Origin of the sequence: Nitrospira sp. T9 (assembly GCF_052156535.1) — a bacterium.
In the GTDB taxonomy this organism is placed as follows: domain Bacteria; phylum Nitrospirota; class Nitrospiria; order Nitrospirales; family UBA8639; genus Nitrospira_E.
This window is the reverse complement of sequence record NZ_JBQKUP010000038.1, coordinates 380,009-397,832: the sequence shown is the minus strand read 5'-3', so window position 1 is coordinate 397,832 and position 17,824 is coordinate 380,009. Positions and strand designations below refer to the sequence as shown.

The window sequence follows — 17,824 nt, the reverse complement described above, 5'->3', positions numbered from 1 at the left end:
GTAAGGGCCGCTCTTTCGTGAAATGTCCTTTTTGCGACCAATTAGAAGATAAGGTCATTGATTCGCGGACCGCACGTGAAGGAGAAGTGATCAGGCGTCGTCGCGAATGTTTAGGCTGTAAGCGGCGGTTCACCACCTACGAACGAATCGAAGAAAATTTGCCGATGGTGGTCAAAAAAGACAATCGGCGAGAGCCGTTTGATCGGGCCAAAATTTTAGCAGGACTCAAAAAGGCCTGCGAAAAACGGCCGGTCAGTATTGGAGCGTTAGGTGCGGCGGTTGATCGGATTGAAAAACGTATTCAGGACCTTGGAGAAACAGAAGTTCCAAGCCGAACCGTCGGGGAAGAAGTCATGCGGGCCTTAAAAGAATTGGATCCCGTCGCGTATGTTCGATTTGCCTCGGTGTATCGGGAATTTAAAGACATCGATCAATTTATGGATACCATTCGGGCCTTAACCCAAGACACCAGGATGTCCTGAGTTATGCTCATTTGTCTGTGGCGAATAGCGAGTCCCCCTGTTTTGTCCGCGTCATAACGTGACAAGGGTAGAGATCTTCTCTTCGGAAAGATCTTCAACCTATTCCGATCATGAAAGTGGGTGTCTATGCCATCCCCCAAACCCTCCCCCCGTTCCCCACGCATCACCAAACGTAGCGCCCGGCGACCAAAGGCAAAAGTGACCTCCAGCCGGGTGGCGATTATTGGTGGGGGCCATGGTGGTACCGCACTCATGGAGATTTTTGCGGAGGATCCCTTGGTGACCGTGGTTGGGTTGAGTGAAATCCGTCCGCACACCATGGGCGTTCGTCTCGCTAAAAAAATCGGGATTCCTGTCCTTCGCCGCTATCAAGATTTGCTCAAGATCAAAGATGTGGATCTGGTGATTGACGTAACGGGCGATCCCGATGTGGAGAAGACCCTGCTTGAGTCGCATGCCCCACACTTGGCGTTGGTGGGGGGCGCGAGCGCCAAGTTTATGTGGCAATTGATTGAAGCCCGAATCCGGGCCTCTGCCGAAATCGAAAATACCCTCACCCGGTATCAATCGCTGTTTCGTTTGTATGTCAAAGAGGAAGCCGAAGGGGCAGTGGATGAGGAGCGGACACGCATTGCCTGTGAGATCCATGATGGTCTGGTGCAAACCCTGGTGGGAGTGAGCCTGAAAATGGAGCGTGTCCGTGAATTGGTGGCAGAGGATCCTCCCAAATGTTTGACGATGCTCAATCAGACGACCGTACAATTGAAGCATGCCATTCAGGAGGCCAGGGAGGTGGTTTATAATCTTCGCCCGGGTCAATATGATCATTTAGCCTTTATTCCCGCGTTGTCAAATTATCTGAAGGCCTATGAAAGGGAGCACCGGATACGGACTGAGTTTGATGGGAGTGGGGATGAATCCCAACTGGATCCGAAAGCGAAAGTCTTTGTTTTTCGCATGGTCCAGGAAGCATTAAGCAATGTGGCCAAACATGCCGGAGCGACCAAGGTGATCGTAAAAGTCCTGCTCAAGAAAGATGTCTTGAAAGCCACCGTTTCTGATAATGGCCAGGGCTTTGACGTCAAGGCAGAGGGGCAGAATCCTGAAAAATGGGATCATTTCGGAGTAAGAAGTATGACGGAACGGGCGAGAATGTTAGGCGGAAACGTGCAGTGGGTGTCGAAACCCGGCACCGGCACAAAAGTTGAAATTTTCATTCCTCTGGTATTAAAGGAAAAGGTGCCTTATGCCCAAAACGACTAAAGTCCTCATTGTTGATGATCATCGTGTGGTGCGTGAAGGATTATGTGCGATTCTGGAAACAAAGGACGATATCCAGGTGGTGGGGGAAGCGAAAGATGGAGGAGAGGCCGTCGAACAGACCCGACAGCTTATGCCGGATGTGATTCTCATGGATGTCAGTATGCCTGGAATGACGGGGGTGGAAGCCACGCGAATTATTAAACGGGAATTTCCTCACATCGGGGTGGTGGCCCTGACGATGTACGAAGAACAGCAATACATTTTTGATCTGGTGCGAGCCGGAGCCACCGGGTATTTACTCAAAGATAGTGATTCGGCGCAAATTGTGGCTGCGATTCGAACTATTGCCCGTGGTGAGTCTCTTATTCATCCATCGGTGGCCAGTAAAATTCTGGTGGAGTTTTCTTTGTTGTCTGAAGGCAAAGGCAAAAAACGGGGAATTTTGGAACACGATCTCACCGACCGTGAAATCACCGTGTTGCAATTAGTGGCGGATGGAAAAACCAATAAGGAGATTGCGAACGTCCTGGATCTCAGTGAAAAGACGGTCAAAAATCATGTCCGCAATATCTTTCATAAATTGCATGTGTTTGATCGAACTCAAGCGGCCATCCTGGCCATTCGCAAAGGCATCATCGAACTCGAACCTCGCAAGATGTAACAGTAAATGAATGAAAATGTTGGGAACTGATATAAATTCTGATAACTTTTTTATACTTCTTTGATGCCTCTGGTCTTTCCCCGTTTTGGTTGACGGGTGAGTGAAGATTTGGTGTCCCCTGTTGTAGCATAGATTCCACGCGGCAACCCTTGAGAATAGGAGTGCCGACGCTGACGATTATAAAACCGCTCTATATATAGTCAAGATTTCCGTTCGGGCTTCGCCCGAGTACAATAGCGTCGCCGGGGGACTCGTTCCCGTTTCGATCGCCCAAAGAAACTTTCCGCCACCGCATTGATATAGCAATTCCTGACACCGCTCATACTGCTGACCATCCCATGGGTGTGCAAGAAGGTTTGAAACTCGTGGGCGGTGTATTGTGTCCCCCACCTCGGTCGGAGTGCAAGACGACGGCTGCTGAGGTCGTCCGTTGCTCCAGCGCCATCTGAACGGTTTGGGGAAGCACACCGCAGTTTTGCTGGGGTTGCATGGCCCACCCAATGACCTGGCGCGAGAACAAGTCCAGCTCGACGGCCAGATATAGCAATCCTTCGGCCGTGGGAATCTGCTGGCCATAAGGCTGGCCTCCACCCTGCAATTCCTTACCAGACCTTCGGGCTGCTTTAGACCTCCCCACTTGCGGTATGATTGCGTCGAATCTTCTCGGCCAACTCTGTATTAGCCTTTGTCCGAAGGCTCTTGGGACGAGCTGGGCTTGCATAGTAGACACTCGGCGAGTCGCGGAGGAGACGACACATCATGCGAATGGGATACAGACAGTCATAAGAGGCGATCACTGCATACCTCGCGTGTATCCTTGGCGAAGAAGACCGCCGCGTCTTTTAAAAGATCCCATCCTCGCTTTATCTGTGCCAAATCCCGTTTCAGTTTGGCCATGGCTTTATCCCCGCAGGATCCCTTGGCCTCGACACGCCTTCGACCCCTCCTGCTTCTGTTGGCGGCACTATCGGCTTATCACATTCGTGTGAAGTCCTAAGTCTGCGGCCACTTTTCTGATGGACAGGCTCCCACCCGTCGCCATTTGGAGTGCCTCGTGTTTAAATTCATTCGAAAATCTCCTCCGCTTGGCCATGACACACCTCCTGGCTCATTATGAATCTTTTCGAAAGTATCCACAAAACTAGGGTAAGCCCACTTTGAAGTTTTTCCAAGATTTGGTTAATGTGTGCATGCCCTTAATAGTGCAGATCATGATTGTTCGAATAGTAATTCAACACAGTTATGCGCTTTTTTGAATTGGGCCAAAAAATCGGGAAATGGAGTATCCGGTCTGGTACCGATTCGAAGGACAAATTCCATGCTCAAAAAATCTCGAGCCTGAAAAAATGAAATGATGAACTTTAAGGATCAAAAAATAAAGGTCAAGGGAAAAATTCAGCTAGGGAGTGAATTGAATCTGGTGCGCAAGCTTGATTCTGGAAATGAGAAAGAGCGATTTACTGTGCGAGTACGCCCATCACGCCGAATTAACCCCGCCTCGGCACGACTTCCAAGAGATTACAGTGGGATCGGAGTCAATGAAAAGAAGTTTGAATTTGTTTTGGAGAAGGGGCCTGGGCAGGTATTTATAAAAGATCAAGGCTTTTGCCAAAGCTATGGAATATTTGGAGTGCCAGGCTGTGGAAAAACTTTTCTACTTATGCATCTCCTTGACCAAATTCTTTCACATGAAGCCAAGGACAATGACAAAAAAATTGGAGGGTTGCTCCTTGACCCTAAGGGAGCATTAATAGGCGATGTAATTGAGATGGTAGAAAAAGCAGGTCGCAAAAAGGATCTTATCATTATTAATGATAATTACATGAAGCATTATGAAGAAGAAATTAATGCAATTCACTCCTATTTAAAACCCTACGATAAGGGCATGGCGCTAGCCTTAGCAGCGAAAAGTGCCGGAGTAGATTCAAAAGAACAGTATTGGATGAATAACTTAGCCCTGTTGTTTGGCGCGGGATTGCAACTATTGGAATTGAAGAGTCGTGAATTTAAGTCCCTTCCCACGTTGAAAGATTTGGCGATCCTTTTCATTGATTCCACAAAAGTAGGGGAAAAAGATGACCCACAATATCATGAAAACCTTAAACTACTGATCAATCTGATAGAAAATTCTTTGGACACCTTTACTGAGGAAGAAAAAGAAAAATTCTTTAGTGCCAAGAGCACATTGGAGAATTATTTAGACGAACAATCTAAAGATAAGCCGGTTATGAAATCATTTTTTAATATGGGATTTGGTATTTTTCGCTTTCAGGAGAATGTAATGTTCTCCCAACAAATTGCACCCTCAGAAGCCACAAAGAGTATTTATGACGCAATTATTGAAGAGGGGAAAATTGTGTTGGTGAGTGTATCGAAGCGAAGTTTAGCTATCTCCAAGATCCTATGTACCATAATTAAAACGTTGTTCCAAAATACAGTTATTACGAGATTTGATCGTTATTATTCTGAAGAATTGACAAATTGTACTCGTCCCCTACTCTTTTTGGCTGACGAATATTCGGATGTGGCTACCGAATTAGATGGACATCCTATGGGAGATAGCATGTTTTTTTCTCAGATGCGGCAATATGGCTGTATGGGACTGGTGGCCACCCAGAACGTCCACATGCTGGAGAATTCAGGCCTTAAGAAAGCTTGGCCGGCTGTTTTCGGAAATTTATCGGCTAAAATTTTCATGCAATTGGGTGATACCGCAACGGCAGAGGAAGCCTCTAAATTAGTTGGGAAGAGTGAGTTTTTGTTTAAAACATTCGATATGACCTATTCCAAAGATGGAATGAGCCAAAGTGTAAAGAGCGAAATTAAAGAAAAAAATGATTTACCCACACGAGTTCTTTTACAGACACTTGGTCGAGGGCAAGCTGTAGTTGTAGGATCAATGGACTCTCTAGAAACTCGCCCCGGGTGTTGGTTTATTCATGTTAAGGGAGATAATTGGAAACCCACAAAAAACTGAAAAAGAAAAAGGAAGTTTCGAGTAAATTTTCCCTATAAACATTCCCATAAAGTTGAAGGTTGGAGATGCTTCGCAAGGCACTTCGTCAAAAACATCAACAGGTTTCTGAGCCAAAAGAACTACAGCTTGGAAAGACGAAGCAAGCAAATAAGCCAAAGGAAAAAAGTAAAGATCTTGCCAATTTGAATAAGATATTTGAAAAAGTAACTAAAGATTTAATGGCGCGCCGTAAGCAAACGCAGGCAGACCTTCAGGAAATTTTTAAAACACCTAACCAAGACTCGGCAGAAAGTAAAAGGCTACAAAAACACTCACAAGAACAGTCAAAACAAAGAAATCAGAGAAAAGCGCAACAACAACAGCAGACGCGGGCCAAGGACCTCCAGGAGCAGGCGAGCGCTCTCAAGCAGGCACAGCAGCAACAGCAGACGCGGGCCAAGGACCTCCAGGAGCAAGCGGGGGCGCTCCGGCAGGCGCACCAACAACAGCAGACGCGGGCCAAGGACCTCGAGGAGCAGGCGAGCACCCTCAAACAGGCACAGCAGCAACAGCAGGCACAGGTCAAAGACCTCCAGCAGCAAGCGGGGGCGCTCCGGCAGGCACAGCAGCAACAGCAGGCGCGGGCCAAGGACCACCAGGAGCAAGCGGGGGCGCTCCGGCAGGCGCACCAACAACAGCAGGCGCGGGCCAAGGACCTCCAGGAGCAGGCGAGCACCCTCAAGCAGGCACAGCAGCAACAGCAGGCGCGGGCCAAGGACCTCCAGGAGCAAGCGGGGGCGCTCCGGCAGGCACTGCAGCAACAGCAGGCGCGGGCCAAAGCCCTCCAGGAGCAGGCGAGCGCTCTCAAGCAGGCACAGCAGCAACAGCAGACGCGGGCCAAGGACCTCCAGGAGCAAGCGGGGGCGCTCCGGCAGGCACAGCAGCAACAGCAGGCGCGGGCCAAGGACCTCGAGGAGCAGGCGAGCACCCTCAAGCAGGCACAGCAGCAACAGCAGGCGCGGGCCAAAGACCTCCAGCAGCAAGCGAGCGCTCTCAAGCAGGCACAGCAGCACCAGTGGCGCGACCAGACCCTTCGGCAACAAGGGGAGACGTTGCAACAGGCGAAAGAGATTTCAGAAGATCAGCGAAAGATAAACCAGACAATTATGCAAAAAGAATTTGTACGACGGTCTTTAAAAATAAAGGAAGATTTCGTTCGAAAATTAAATATGGTTCTTCAAGATTTTCCGGAACCCAAATACGAAAAATTTCGAGAGATGATTGATGGTCTGTTGAACGGTATTCGCAAGCCAGGTATAGGCGAATTCGGTCATGTCAACAAACATTCGGATCAAAAGCCTGCCTACTATACCCCCGATGGTAGAACAAGGTTGAGCGAGAGTGAGCATCAAATGTCAAAACAAATTCTCGAAGCCATTACGTTTGACCCAGTCCAGAAACAATCGGATTATTCACAGCAAAAATACGAAAACGATGTTACTGTTTTTTGGGAACGTGAGTCTGCTTTGTACAAGACTGAAAAAAAACGAGGTGGGACAAATGCTGATAAATCAAGGGGTAAGGAATTATGGAAGAAACTAAAGGAACTCCAGCAACAACAGCAGACGGGCGCCGAGGAAGAGGAATCTCTTAGCTATCGTGATGATATTCGAAACCCAAGCTTGGAAATTTTTAAAGAAGCAGCGGCAAAGACGAAATCGAGTGTTACTGATGAAGCTAGAAACAGACAAATTTTAGAGCAAGAAAGTAATCTTTTTGGACTTTTTAAGGGTCGAGAAGCAGGCGATCGATTAAAACAATCAGATTATGAAATAGCTGATCTAGAGTTTAAGGAGTCAGGTCCTCGAAAGAGTGGGTCCTCTTTAAAATCGGCTCACGGTCTTTGGGAAAGCGGGCTAAGCTCCGTTCGTCTAAAGGAGCTTGAATCCTTTCAACAAGAATTGCGTAAGACATCTGAAGGGGATCTGAAAAAGGGATTAGTCAGTATTGTTAAAGCAAGTCAAAGGACATTACGAAATCTGATAGATGCAGAGGTAAAAAGGACTTCCAACGTCGGGAGTAAGAATCTACTTCAACAGACCAGAAAGACCTTGTTAACGAAATTATCCAGTGAAAAGAATTTGGAACAATATCTGGAAAGAAATCTAGGTGTTGGGCTCTCACATTTAAAAACACTAGAACAGAAGCTAATTCAGGAACGAAGGAAAGAAAAGACATTCCAAGGGGAAAAAGATAATTTGCCTCCAGGCCTTCATCTTGGACAACGCACGGCGCTCCAATCTAAATTAAAAGACCAAATGCAAAAGGTTCAGGAAATTAAATCGGTGCATAAAGTTGTCAGTCAAATGTTTTCTGCCCACATTAAACAAGAGATGATGCATGCTCGGAATCAGGTATACAAAGAAATATCGTCTAATCCTCGAGCGAGAGAAAGCCTAGATGCTGCACAGATTGGGAAGGTTCGGCGTGAAAAAGAAGCGCAAGCGTTCCAGGAACGGATGATAGAAATGGATTTATATACAGAGAAGATGACCGAACGACTATTGGAAGAGCAATTGAGTTGAAAAAGAACGCAAAGAATCGTTTAATTTCGCCTGATAAAACCAATTAGGCCGAATTATTTATGGAATTTAGGCCATCAAATTCAGGCCATTTGAACTTCACCACACATCTAAAAGGAGTGAAGTGCCGAATCTAGCAGTTTGTCAAGCCTGTCATGCAGATATTCGTGTTGGCGCTAAGTTTTGTCATGAATGTGGCCAGGCAATCGTTCCATCAGCTTGTCCAAATGGACACCCTTTGCAAGGGCATGAACGGTTTTGTCCTAGTTGTGGGGATCAAGTAATATCTATGGCCTCATCCGCGAATAAATCAAAGGAAGAAGCTAATTGCGATAGCTGTGCCCACGTTAGAGTAGCCACCCCTGTAAGTAGTTTGATGAGCGCATGGGGTAACACTAAGATGAATGAGCAATTACTCAAGATTAAAGAAGACGAAACAAAGCAGCGCATTTCCGAAACTAAGCAGAAAGTGGAACTAATCAAGATTAGCCGACGGGAATGGGGGTTCAGGCCGCTGTTGTCCGACTATTGCGCTGCGCAAAGCTCCCAGGACATTTATGAAATATGCGAGTTGAAGAATCGAGCAAAAGATTGTTCAGATTTTCAGGCGACATCTCGAACATATATGTATTGTAGTAGCTGTGTTCATCGGATGCCCCATGGAGATCCCTATCTCGTTCTTTATGGCGTGAATAACACAGAGATCCATTCAAAAATGAAAGAAGGTATCGATGCTCAGGGAGCAATCGAGATGGCTACTCTCTATCATTCAAAAGGGGAGTGTCATTCTATGCCCAGGTTTCATGATTGGTGTCGGTATTTTACGAGTGGGAAACGATATGTCTGTCTGCCCTATCCGAATGTGCATCACGACTGTCCGTATCATGAATGGCCTGAGGGAGAGAGTGCCAGTTTTCTTTCCTAAGTGCGGGCACTTGGATTGACCATGATCGGAAAATGATTGTTTTCTCAAAAGCTACCGATGCAGAAAACCCGATTTCGAGGCAAAATAGAGAATGAAATGAGTAATAAAAGTAAAGGTAAGACGCTGGCTAAGAGATAGTTGTGCTTTTATCCTTCAACCCCAAATATGGTGTTGAACGGGAATCCATCCAATCGGTTGCAGATAAATCGATCGCGGAAAAAAAGCGCAGATGGATCTCAACTGAAAGGTTCCTGCAAGGCACCGTTTAACAAGCGGGAAGCTGCGCCAAAAAATTGAAATTGTTTTACGACAGCCAAATTTACATGGCAGTATTCCAGTTAAGCGCCTCACAACGATTGGCTGTGCAAAGGAATTGGAAGGCTGGTCAGGGAATGGGAAATGAAAATTAAAAAGACAATTTATTGACATTCTTGAGGGGGATTTTGAAGATGTGGTCATATTTGAAAAGAATTCACGCATGACCTGCCTGCCCAGGCAGAATAGTGAACCTGCCTCTCCCCCTAGTTAAGCGCAAATGCTGTGAAAAGAGCCAAGCAATTCTTTTTGTAATGCCAACGAATCTATCCATCAATAGAGGGTAGCAGACCCCATGTTAGATAAGAACAGCGTTTGGGTTTTGCAGATAATGGCATGGGCGATTTGTGGAATTGCGGGAATGACCGCCGCGTGGTTTCAGTTTCGAGAAAGCGGGCAAACCTCACAGGAAAAACAGTCTACGCAAGATTGGTATCGCAATAGGTGGGAAAAGATTCAGGACACAGGAATCTTTAATATCTCAGAGAGCGTTATTCATGATTTGCTAAAGTGGAAAAATTCTTTAAGCCTCCGTGTGAGGGACAAACTTGAGTGGATGGATGGATGGCCTTGTGCAGTCGCAATTGCAGCAATGCTAGTTATTAATGTTATTGGTTTTCCTTCAAATTTGAATAGTTGGTTTTTCCTCTTTTATATCTACATGTGGGTAGCTGGAATCTATTTGTTTTTCCAAAGGCATGAAGATCCCATGCCTTTTTTTGCAATTCTCACTGAAATCATCACTCTAAGGTTTTGCATGTCAATGGACATTTTGTCAGCCACCGTATTGATGATAGGGCTCTTACCTCTTCATTTGTATTTGACCGTTGTCACCATTATCGGATTCGAGCATACCCTTTTTTCTTTTCGTTCCAGAGAGTTACTTGGTGATAATTTTTTTAATAATGGTCTCCTCTTTGGAATTTCGGTCTGGTTTAGTTTTGGAGTGACGTTTATCGCGATGACAATTGGCCACTTTGCGGAAAATGCTTCCTGGGTGCCTCGGACCTATCAAATGCTAATCTCAAACTTTTTTTTTGACGGTTTGACGATGCTCGCTACATTCCGGGTTCTCGAAGCAGCCGTTGGCCCAAACCGTCGCTACCCAATTCCAATTGCCATTGTTCTGGACCTAATTGTAGCAGCCATTCTGTCCTGTATGGCATTATGGTTCGGTTTAGTTGGGACCGCGCAAGCCCTTTCAACTGCCCAGCTCCTAAAGGTTTTAATTGGGATGAACCCAGGAGGGGAAGGATTCTCAATTGGGCCATTCTTCTGGATTATGCACACGACTTTTATCCCGACGTTCATCTTTTTGTTCATCTTGTCCGTTTGCTGGTTTGGGAAATGGGCTGTTTTGCCCATCATGGGTGTGCTCGAACGTGGACACCAAATTGAAAATCCACATCACCATACTGCAATGGCATTTGCCCTTCTCGCCGCAATTTTTGGTGTTATGGCTGCTGCATTGGGTTGGCTTTCTGGTAAATCGTTGCCCTCTTCCTCCCTCTGAAGATAAATTTGAAAGGGGCTTAATTCGTTTGGGATTCAATACTTATTAATGAGGTCGGTTTAAGTAACATCTAAGTCTTACACGATTAAAACGCCCTAAATTTCTGTTTTTGGTTCGCTGTTCTATTGTAAGGTTTCCCGTCAAGCGGATAATGGGGACATAGTGTTTTCTGAAGGGAGGTCGACATGCCGACGAATCCAATTTGTCCAGAATGTAAGGCTGCAATCTTACAATCACAAAAATTTTGTGCCGACTGTGGGGCTCAGCTTATTTTCTCTGTTCCCACGCACTGTCCCAATGGTCACCCCATTAAGGACAACGAGAAGTTTTGCGCTGAATGTGGATTGAAAATTAGCGGTAAGCTGTCCCCGTCAACATCTACAGGTTTCATGGATCCTTCTGCGGTGAATGAACGGCCTCAGCTCATTAGATTTCTTTCGCAGTGGGCAGCAGCTGAAAGGAAATTTCTCGTAGATGGAGATGTGAGCTCATACGTTAAATTCTGGCACTTTATTTTACAGAGGCATAGGACAGATGGCTCCTCTATCGCTTTTTTGGAAATTATTGAGAATTATGCATTTGCAACATTATTGAAGTATCGGGAAAACCAAGAAATTTGGAATGGTATGGTTGCGCTAATGCCTGACCGTATACTCTCCGCTCAGAAAAACAGCGAACAAATTAAAGCAATCATAAAGCCTGGCCCCATACAAGAAATGTTTAATGATTGGCCGTATGACGCGTTTTGTATTTCCTCCCAGGCATCGGAAAATGACCTTAAGGAAGCGTGTCTTCAAACTCTGCGTGTCGGATTTTGGGTATTGAGAGTTGGCACAGCAGCAAGACAGCAGTTTTTGGATGATGAGAAACTCCGCCTGGAAAGTGGGCTCTATCCGGAATTTTGCATGTCGAGCATGCGGAAACTCCACTCCAATCTTGAGCGCGCATTACACAATCTCAGGGAAGGATATAAAAAGGAAGGAGTCGTCGGACTTGATGCCGAGGCAAAAGCCATTTGCACAGCTTTTATTAGCCCTCTTTCCCGTCGGGAATTCGCCGATGGGCTTGCACGGGCGATTCAAATGAAGGGCTATCCAGTCAGCTTCCCATATGAACCGCTCTCGGAGTGGGAAAAGAAGCAATTAGGTGCATGGGTGTCGGGTGAATATAAACTAAAAGATGTTATTGAATTTCTTGAAGGACGGTGGGAAAGCGGAAAACAAAATTTAAGTAAAATGACACATAGTAACGCATTGGGAGGAGCAAGCTTTCGTGGGCTAGAAGGGTACAATGCATTCTTTGACATGTCATTTCACGTTGTGACGATGACACGGAATCTCCTCAGTCAAATGCGATTCAAAATGGAAGCATTTGTCAAGAGCCAATCTCACTATCAGCATGTGGATTATCCTTTTTGGCCTCCAAGCCCGCTCAAACCGCAACTGCTCCATAATGCTTTCGAGAAGCAGGATCCTGATTTAGCAAAAGCCCTCTTTCCTAAATATAAAAGTCTGTATGATTTGGGGTATTTAACAGCGGTGAATTGGGTGCAGCATAAAAAGGCGTCTACACAATAACAAACCATGGTGCCTGGCATGGTAAGAGGAAATGAACCCGTTAAGGCATATGGAATTCACTTATTTCTAGGGTTAAGCTAGGGAGATGAACAAAATGGATATAGAACCTGCTATTCGAATTTGTGCGGAATGTCGATATATGCGGGAAAAACCTCTGGTTCATCCTTTTGGTAGAGGAGACTATCATTCGTCGGCAATCTTAGAAGAAATTGCGAAGTGGGAGGAAGAGCAAAATAAAACGGCGATTTTAGAAAAACAAATGGTTGATCGAGGTGATGATTTCGACTTCGAACCAGCTACGTTTCCATGGTGCGCGAACTGGACGGAGGAAGAAGGGAGATGGACCATAGATCCTATTTCAGGTCAAAAGAGTCCCATTTTTGTTTTATGCTTACAAGGGAACGCTGATGGTCAGTGTCGACGGTATGAACCAAAAATCTAAAAAGATTCCTCTTTAAATCGTTTTCCCCTGTTTTGATGGATGTACCCCAGAGATCACTCTCGACATCCTACTTCAATTCCGCGCTACTGTTCCAAATAAACAGCTGCCAAATGCTGGTAGGAAAGCTTCCAACCCTGAGGTAGGCTATCATCGGCAATCCCAACTCTTCTAATGAAGTATCCACGTATCCACAAGAAATAAATACATTTAGGCGCCAGATGAATACGAGAATGATAAGACCATTGAAAGTTTTCTCAAAGCCTTTTCCGAAGAAGGGGCTTGGTCCGTCGATTGTTCCAAATATTCAGGCATGGTATCTTCTAAGAAATATCTGGCAGATCAGACGCCTCCTTCCCAACCTCTGGATGGACTGAATGCCCAAAAGAGCCAACGATTCCACTCACAAAGTTCAACAGAAATATCAAAAAGAAAAAACACCTGCGGAGGGATAATAATTCTTTCCTTAACTGATCAACCGGTTGAATTTCTTTCATTTGAGATTTAATGAGAGACCACATATGGCGAGGAAATATTAGGACAGGCATTGCCAGGCCATTTAATACACTGGGAGCAAAAAACATCGCCACCAAATCTGAGTCGTATTTTGCCCTAGCTAGAAAAAAACTGCCGGGCTCGGTTGAACTTAAACGTGGATGGATTGTGCTCAAAATTCCTCAATCATATTGTTGCCAGGGAAAGTTCAGGGAGTTAAAAGTTAAGTAATGTCAGAAAATTCTCCGCAGAAAGTGAGTTTCCCTTGGAATGCAGTGGGAGCAATCGCTGGTGTCATTGGCGTTCTTGTAACGACATTGGGCCTTTTTTGGTCAATTTGGGCATTTATTATTTCCCCCGATCCTCCAAGAATTATTCACCTTTCCTCTTTTAATGACGGAGTTATTAAAGTTAAGTATCCTCGTGAAATACAGGGAGTAAAGAAATATGGAAATTCAAAACTAGCGGGATATTTATTCGGTCGCAACCATCCTTTTTTTTTAGAGATTATTGATAAACACGGGCTTGATTTAACTGCTTGGGAAATTTTTAAATTGTTTGTCAGGGACGGCTTTGATTTAGTATTTGGCGAAGGTGTTCCTCCTAGAATTTTGATCGAAATTCAAAGATTGCCCCCCGTATGGGGTATATTAAACATGAATAGTTCTAATAATGAAGAAGAAATTCGAGAAATTTCACAAAATTTATTACAACTAAATATACAAGAAACCGTCCTATTTGAAAGAACCGTCCTCACCCATGAAGTAGGAGCTCACCCTTTTAGAATATTCAATATAATAAAATTTAGAATTGGATGGAATGACTTGTATGTTATTCAAGGCACCAAAGTACAAGATGATATTTTAATAGGGTTTTTAGCTTTCCTATTTGAAGATGACCGAATACAAAATCTTGTAGATAGCCTTTCTGCATCTTTTAATGAAATTACCGTTTCACTGAAACAAGCTCGGTCTATTCTTCCAGAACCTGCTAAAGTTCAGTATTTTGAAAAGTTAATCTGCGGTCCATCAGATCTCGTGTGGGAAGTTACAGTGGGTCAAGGTCGTAGGGTGCTTGTGTATCCTGTAGAACTTGCTCAACCGAAGGAACCTGCCCACCCCTGTGGGTATTGGATGGAACCGGAAAGAAGCGAGCATGGATTTTATTCGGAGTTAAATTATGGAGATAGGATAGAAAAAATTCAATGTGTGCGAAGAATGTGCCCTGTTCCTAAAGAGCAATATTTCTCACCCTTAGAAAAGGTCTTAATACCTCGTCCAGAGGAAGTTTTGGATACACAACGTGTTTATAATAGCTACTAAAATTCCGCAGAACTTTTTGGATTCCATTTAAGATTCTCATCCGGATGCAAGGAAATGAATGGGGTAACTTAATAATTCATCTATAGGGAAGAATCGGTGCTGGCAGTCTTCCGGATTCTTAAAAAAAACAATGCAAAGCTATCTCAGAGGCAATATATTATCAACCAACTACCATGTAAAAATCCTCCCAATTCCCACCTCTTTTTTGCTAATTGCTATATTTTCATTTCTTATTTCTGGTTGCCAGGAAAATTCAGAAGTTCCCCATTTCATATATACACCTTGCCAGGAAACTAGTTCTGCACTCTATTTATTTGTCACTCGAAATTCTGAAGAAAGGGTATTTGGTTATAAAGTAAATGAATGCCCGAATGAAGAGAATTTGGCATGGTTTCTTAAAACTATTCCAGTTATAGAATCTGGTGATGTGTATGATTTCTTGGGACTTAAAGAAGGAGATTCCCTCCGGAAAATTTTTTGTCTAAAAAGAACATGGCCAAAATGTAACAACGAGGAGAAGTTGTACTGGAACATAAATGATTTTGTTGACGAGGTTGTATTTGAAATAAAGTATCCCTAAAACCAACTTTTGGTCAGTGGTCAAAGAAAGGAGAAGGGGCCTCTCTATCGCGCGGACCTGCCAGACAGAAATCCTTTCGAAACGAATTTGTATAATGTGTTAAGGTAGGACAACAGAGTTTACAATTGTAAAGATCATTTCCGTATCGATCGCCCTCATGGTTGGCCTGTAGTGCTCCCCCGAAATCAAGCCACCTGTGAGTGTTGTTCTTGCCGGAATTGTCGAGGGCTCCGGTACCGTAACGCTTGATGCGGACGCTCCTCGTTGTACCAGCGCATCCATCGTGTGATCATCTGCCGAGCATCATCAAATCCCTCAAAGTGGTGTTGCCACACACATTCCTCTTTGAGACTCCGAAAAAAGCGTTCAATAAGCCCATTCTGTTCCGGCGTATAGGGCGTGATAAATTCTTGTTGTAGTCGATAGGCTCGACAGGCTTGGCGGAATCGCCGACTCTGAAAGATCAAACCATTATCACTGCGGAGTACCGGGGTCGTTCCCCCAGGACGCAAGGTGCCAAAGCGTGCGAGACAGGCCGCTTCTATCGCTCGTTCGGCTTCCTTGGCTCTCCCGCGTAAAGCAAACTCATAGCCAATAATCTCGCGATCATGACAATCAATCACCGCCGTGAGATGGCCCCAGCCATCCTGTCCACACGGAATATGGGTCACATCCATGGCCCACCGCTGATCACTCTGAGGGGTGCGACTCCTCAACCGCTGGGCCCGAGGGCGAGGCGTGCGGGTTCGTTGATGCACCAGCCATTGCTTTATCCGTAAGGCGCGATACACCGCTTTCCGATTGATCGCCAGTCCCTCTCGATACCGCAACCACGCCCACAGCCGGCGGTAGCCATAGGTCGGATACTCTTGAATGAGTGTGTGCAGCTTCATGACTAAAGGCTCGGCGAGTGTGGGAGGGGCTTCCTTCCTCGCGGCCGTCCGATGGAGCGTCGATCGTGCGACTCGTAAGACCCGACAGACCTGCCGCTCTGAGATGTCCGGAAAGGTCGCTTTCACACGTCGGACATCTCCCGGCCCAAAGGGTACGGTTTCAAGGCCTCCCGTAAGACATCATTTTCTACCACCAGATCCCCAATCTTCTGTTTGAGTTTCTTCATCTGTTCCTCCTTCAGCCCGTCCTCGTCTTTGGGCCGCCGCCGCAGACCGTTTTCTGAAGCCCGAAGAAACTGATCTTGCCACCCCTCGACCTCGGCCACCGTCAACCCATGCTGTCGGGCCGCTTCCGCCACTGACGTTTCACCTTTCAGTACGCGTAAGACGAGAGCGGCTCGTCGTTTCGCTGTCCAGCGTTTAATCGGTTCGTCCTGTCCCATCGTTTCCCTCCTTTAAGAAGTGGGTTATGTCTTAAAGGTGGTCTCACTTTCAAGGGGAGCAGTATAGGCCTGTATACCAATGCACAAAGCGTACGGTTCAAGAACCAGAGAGACACCCGCATTTAAGTATCCGGCGCCAGTGCGAGTTACTGGGGTTGGGTCGAGCGACATGGTAGTACAAACCAGCAGAATAAAGTATGGAAACGCTTGAGTTGATGTGACAGATTGATCGGCAATATACCCGCACCCCGTTTATGGTAGTCGTCGGATGACCGTATTTCTCAACGGGGCAGGGTATACAGTGCATCGCAAGCGCGTGCAACGCCTCATGCAGCGGATAGAACTGGAAGCCGTGGCCCCTGTCCCCCAGACGAATCGCCCCCAGCCTCAGCACACGGTCTATCCCTAATTGTTACGGGATCTCGTGATTGACAGACCGAATTAGGTGTGGTGCCGGAACTTTTGTTCCGACCCCGTCCACAGACTCATAAAGCATCAAATCCGATTTGACTACATCTGGTAAATTGATAAAGTGTTTGTCAAGAATGAAGGAGATGGATTCAGTTTTTGTGGCGGGCAGTCGATCAAGATAAGGGTATGTTGGTGAAACGTCGTCGCAATCAGTGCGAAGCGAACGCTTAGTCACAAAGTTCTTGTAATCAAGAAATTAGGAAGTGCCCTCTCACAGACTTTTTTGTTTCAATTACAAGAAGCACCTAGTAAATGTCGGTGTCTCATTTGGCAGTTTCCGCTCGCGGCGCGTGAATTGCGGTTTCTTCGTTTTACCTTGCCCGCCTATTTTCGTCAGTGCTAACATGACATCATTGGGAAGATTATCAAGGAGGAGTGAATGCAATGGCGAATGTGACCTTGTTGGTGTCCAAATCCTGTTCGGCCTGTCCTAATGCGAAAACGCTCTGGAAGGGCATGCGGGTCAAATATAGTTTCAGTTATCGGGAGATTGATATTACATCGGAGGCCGGTCAAGAACTCGCGGAGCGACATGCCATTCGTGCCGTGCCCGCCACCCTGATCAATGGACGGTTGACCTTTATCGGGGTTCCACCGCGGGAGAGTGCGGAGAAGGCGCTGCAAGCGAAGGCGAAGCCAAAACCTAAAAAAGAGGAAAATGAGGAATAATCTCAGGACTTTATCACTATAATTTTGCTCCTCATAGACATTTTCTGAGGAGTTTCCACCGCGAAGAATACACGAGGTTCCCACATGCCCAATGAAGATGAAGACGAAATAGAATTAGATATTGAGTTGCCCGTCCTTCCCAGGGTTCCTTCCGGACCTCCGCCGGAATGTTCCTTCTGTGGTGATCCCATGTCCCTGATAGACGGGGATTGGAGTTGCCCTGATTGTAATGGCGAGC

16 protein-coding genes and 2 pseudogenes are annotated in these 17,824 nt (G+C 45.9%); 14 read left to right on the top strand and 4 right to left on the bottom strand.

Features of this window, described 5'->3' with window-relative positions; genetic code table 11:
* The first annotated feature begins 17 nt into the window (after positions 1-17).
* From nrdR to ACTRXD_RS15640, 3 genes are all read left to right on the top strand, one after another.
* Positions 18-482: a transcriptional regulator NrdR gene (gene nrdR, locus ACTRXD_RS15650; protein WP_312745877.1), complete on the top strand. Its 465-nt coding sequence runs from the start codon at positions 18-20 to the stop codon at positions 480-482.
* Positions 483-608: 126 nt separating this feature from the next.
* Entirely contained in the window at positions 609-1,745 is a 1,137-nt protein-coding gene (locus ACTRXD_RS15645) for a histidine kinase (protein ID WP_442432712.1), read from the top strand.
* A complete protein-coding gene (locus ACTRXD_RS15640; protein ID WP_312745883.1) occupies positions 1,729-2,406 on the top strand; it encodes a response regulator transcription factor in 678 nt (225 codons plus the stop codon). The genes ACTRXD_RS15645 and ACTRXD_RS15640 overlap by 17 nt, the downstream gene beginning before the upstream one ends.
* Before the next feature lie 319 nt (positions 2,407-2,725).
* On the opposite strand, the gene ACTRXD_RS15635 is transcribed toward ACTRXD_RS15640, so the two are convergent.
* Together ACTRXD_RS15635 and ACTRXD_RS15630 are read right to left on the bottom strand one after the other, a co-directional pair.
* Positions 2,726-3,043, bottom strand: a complete 318-nt coding sequence (locus ACTRXD_RS15635) for a hypothetical protein (protein WP_442432711.1) — start codon at positions 3,041-3,043, stop codon at positions 2,726-2,728.
* A gap of 327 nt (positions 3,044-3,370) precedes the next feature.
* Positions 3,371-3,499, bottom strand: coding sequence for a transposase (locus ACTRXD_RS15630; protein ID WP_442432710.1), 129 nt, complete (start codon positions 3,497-3,499; stop codon positions 3,371-3,373).
* A 258-nt stretch (positions 3,500-3,757) separates the two neighbouring features.
* Between ACTRXD_RS15630 and ACTRXD_RS15625 the strand changes: the two genes are divergently transcribed.
* From ACTRXD_RS15625 to ACTRXD_RS15585, 9 genes and pseudogenes are all read left to right on the top strand, one after another.
* The gene (locus ACTRXD_RS15625) at positions 3,758-5,383 is read left to right on the top strand and encodes a type IV secretion system DNA-binding domain-containing protein (protein ID WP_442432709.1); all 1,626 of its coding nucleotides are present in this window, start codon (positions 3,758-3,760) and stop codon (positions 5,381-5,383) included.
* A gap of 65 nt (positions 5,384-5,448) precedes the next feature.
* Positions 5,449-7,947: a hypothetical protein gene (locus tag ACTRXD_RS15620; protein WP_442432708.1), complete on the top strand. Its 2,499-nt coding sequence runs from the start codon at positions 5,449-5,451 to the stop codon at positions 7,945-7,947.
* 121 nt (positions 7,948-8,068) lie between these two features.
* Positions 8,069-8,206, top strand: a pseudogene (locus tag ACTRXD_RS15615) (double zinc ribbon domain-containing protein); the annotation flags it as partial.
* Positions 8,207-8,344: 138 nt separating this feature from the next.
* The gene (locus ACTRXD_RS15610) at positions 8,345-8,869 is read left to right on the top strand and encodes a hypothetical protein (RefSeq protein ID WP_442432779.1); all 525 of its coding nucleotides are present in this window, start codon (positions 8,345-8,347) and stop codon (positions 8,867-8,869) included.
* A gap of 610 nt (positions 8,870-9,479) precedes the next feature.
* Positions 9,480-10,697, top strand: a complete 1,218-nt coding sequence (locus ACTRXD_RS15605; RefSeq protein WP_442432707.1) for a hypothetical protein — start codon at positions 9,480-9,482, stop codon at positions 10,695-10,697.
* 185 nt (positions 10,698-10,882) lie between these two features.
* A complete protein-coding gene (locus tag ACTRXD_RS15600; protein WP_442432706.1) occupies positions 10,883-12,274 on the top strand; it encodes a zinc ribbon domain-containing protein in 1,392 nt (463 codons plus the stop codon).
* Between the two features lie 94 nt (positions 12,275-12,368).
* On the top strand, positions 12,369-12,716 hold the full coding sequence (locus ACTRXD_RS15595) for a hypothetical protein (protein ID WP_442432705.1): 348 nt from the start codon (positions 12,369-12,371) through the stop codon (positions 12,714-12,716).
* A gap of 722 nt (positions 12,717-13,438) precedes the next feature.
* Positions 13,439-14,530, top strand: a complete 1,092-nt coding sequence (locus tag ACTRXD_RS15590) for a hypothetical protein (protein ID WP_442432704.1) — start codon at positions 13,439-13,441, stop codon at positions 14,528-14,530.
* 130 nt (positions 14,531-14,660) lie between these two features.
* Entirely contained in the window at positions 14,661-15,110 is a 450-nt protein-coding gene (locus tag ACTRXD_RS15585; RefSeq protein WP_442432703.1) for a hypothetical protein, read from the top strand.
* A 185-nt stretch (positions 15,111-15,295) separates the two neighbouring features.
* Here ACTRXD_RS15585 and ACTRXD_RS15580 read toward each other — a convergent pair whose 3' ends face one another.
* Positions 15,296-16,129 (bottom strand): IS3 family transposase, encoded by an 834-nt coding sequence (locus ACTRXD_RS15580; protein ID WP_442432702.1) that lies wholly within the window; start codon positions 16,127-16,129, stop codon positions 15,296-15,298.
* Positions 16,126-16,446, bottom strand: a complete 321-nt coding sequence (locus ACTRXD_RS15575) for a transposase (RefSeq protein WP_442432701.1) — start codon at positions 16,444-16,446, stop codon at positions 16,126-16,128. The genes ACTRXD_RS15580 and ACTRXD_RS15575 overlap by 4 nt, the downstream gene beginning before the upstream one ends.
* 224 nt (positions 16,447-16,670) lie before the next feature.
* Here ACTRXD_RS15575 and ACTRXD_RS15570 point away from each other — a divergent pair.
* Together ACTRXD_RS15570 and ACTRXD_RS15565 are read left to right on the top strand one after the other, a co-directional pair.
* Positions 16,671-16,852, top strand: a pseudogene (locus ACTRXD_RS15570) (IS3 family transposase); the annotation flags it as partial.
* A 449-nt stretch (positions 16,853-17,301) separates the two neighbouring features.
* Complete coding sequence (locus ACTRXD_RS15565) at positions 17,302-17,586, top strand: glutaredoxin family protein (RefSeq protein ID WP_442432700.1); 285 nt, start codon at positions 17,302-17,304, stop codon at positions 17,584-17,586.
* Positions 17,587-17,824 lie beyond the last annotated feature (238 nt).

What these genes read in the sequence shown, in the direction of transcription:
- ACTRXD_RS15645 (WP_442432712.1), top strand. Translation starts at nt 609, where the DNA reads ATGCCATCCCCCAAACCCTCCCCCCGTTCCCCACGCATCACCAAACGT.
- ACTRXD_RS15600 (WP_442432706.1), top strand. Translation starts at nt 10,883, where the DNA reads ATGCCGACGAATCCAATTTGTCCAGAATGTAAGGCTGCAATCTTACAA.
- ACTRXD_RS15565 (WP_442432700.1), top strand. Translation starts at nt 17,302, where the DNA reads ATGGCGAATGTGACCTTGTTGGTGTCCAAATCCTGTTCGGCCTGTCCT.
- ACTRXD_RS15620 (WP_442432708.1), top strand. Translation starts at nt 5,449, where the DNA reads ATGCTTCGCAAGGCACTTCGTCAAAAACATCAACAGGTTTCTGAGCCA.
- ACTRXD_RS15590 (WP_442432704.1), top strand. Translation starts at nt 13,439, where the DNA reads ATGTCAGAAAATTCTCCGCAGAAAGTGAGTTTCCCTTGGAATGCAGTG.
- ACTRXD_RS15585 (WP_442432703.1), top strand. Translation starts at nt 14,661, where the DNA reads ATGCAAAGCTATCTCAGAGGCAATATATTATCAACCAACTACCATGTA.
- ACTRXD_RS15595 (WP_442432705.1), top strand. Translation starts at nt 12,369, where the DNA reads ATGGATATAGAACCTGCTATTCGAATTTGTGCGGAATGTCGATATATG.
- ACTRXD_RS15610 (WP_442432779.1), top strand. Translation starts at nt 8,345, where the DNA reads ATGAATGAGCAATTACTCAAGATTAAAGAAGACGAAACAAAGCAGCGC.
- ACTRXD_RS15630 (WP_442432710.1), bottom strand. Translation starts at nt 3,499, where the DNA reads ATGGCCAAGCGGAGGAGATTTTCGAATGAATTTAAACACGAGGCACTC.
- ACTRXD_RS15640 (WP_312745883.1), top strand. Translation starts at nt 1,729, where the DNA reads ATGCCCAAAACGACTAAAGTCCTCATTGTTGATGATCATCGTGTGGTG.
- ACTRXD_RS15575 (WP_442432701.1), bottom strand. Translation starts at nt 16,446, where the DNA reads ATGGGACAGGACGAACCGATTAAACGCTGGACAGCGAAACGACGAGCC.
- ACTRXD_RS15625 (WP_442432709.1), top strand. Translation starts at nt 3,758, where the DNA reads ATGATGAACTTTAAGGATCAAAAAATAAAGGTCAAGGGAAAAATTCAG.
- ACTRXD_RS15605 (WP_442432707.1), top strand. Translation starts at nt 9,480, where the DNA reads ATGTTAGATAAGAACAGCGTTTGGGTTTTGCAGATAATGGCATGGGCG.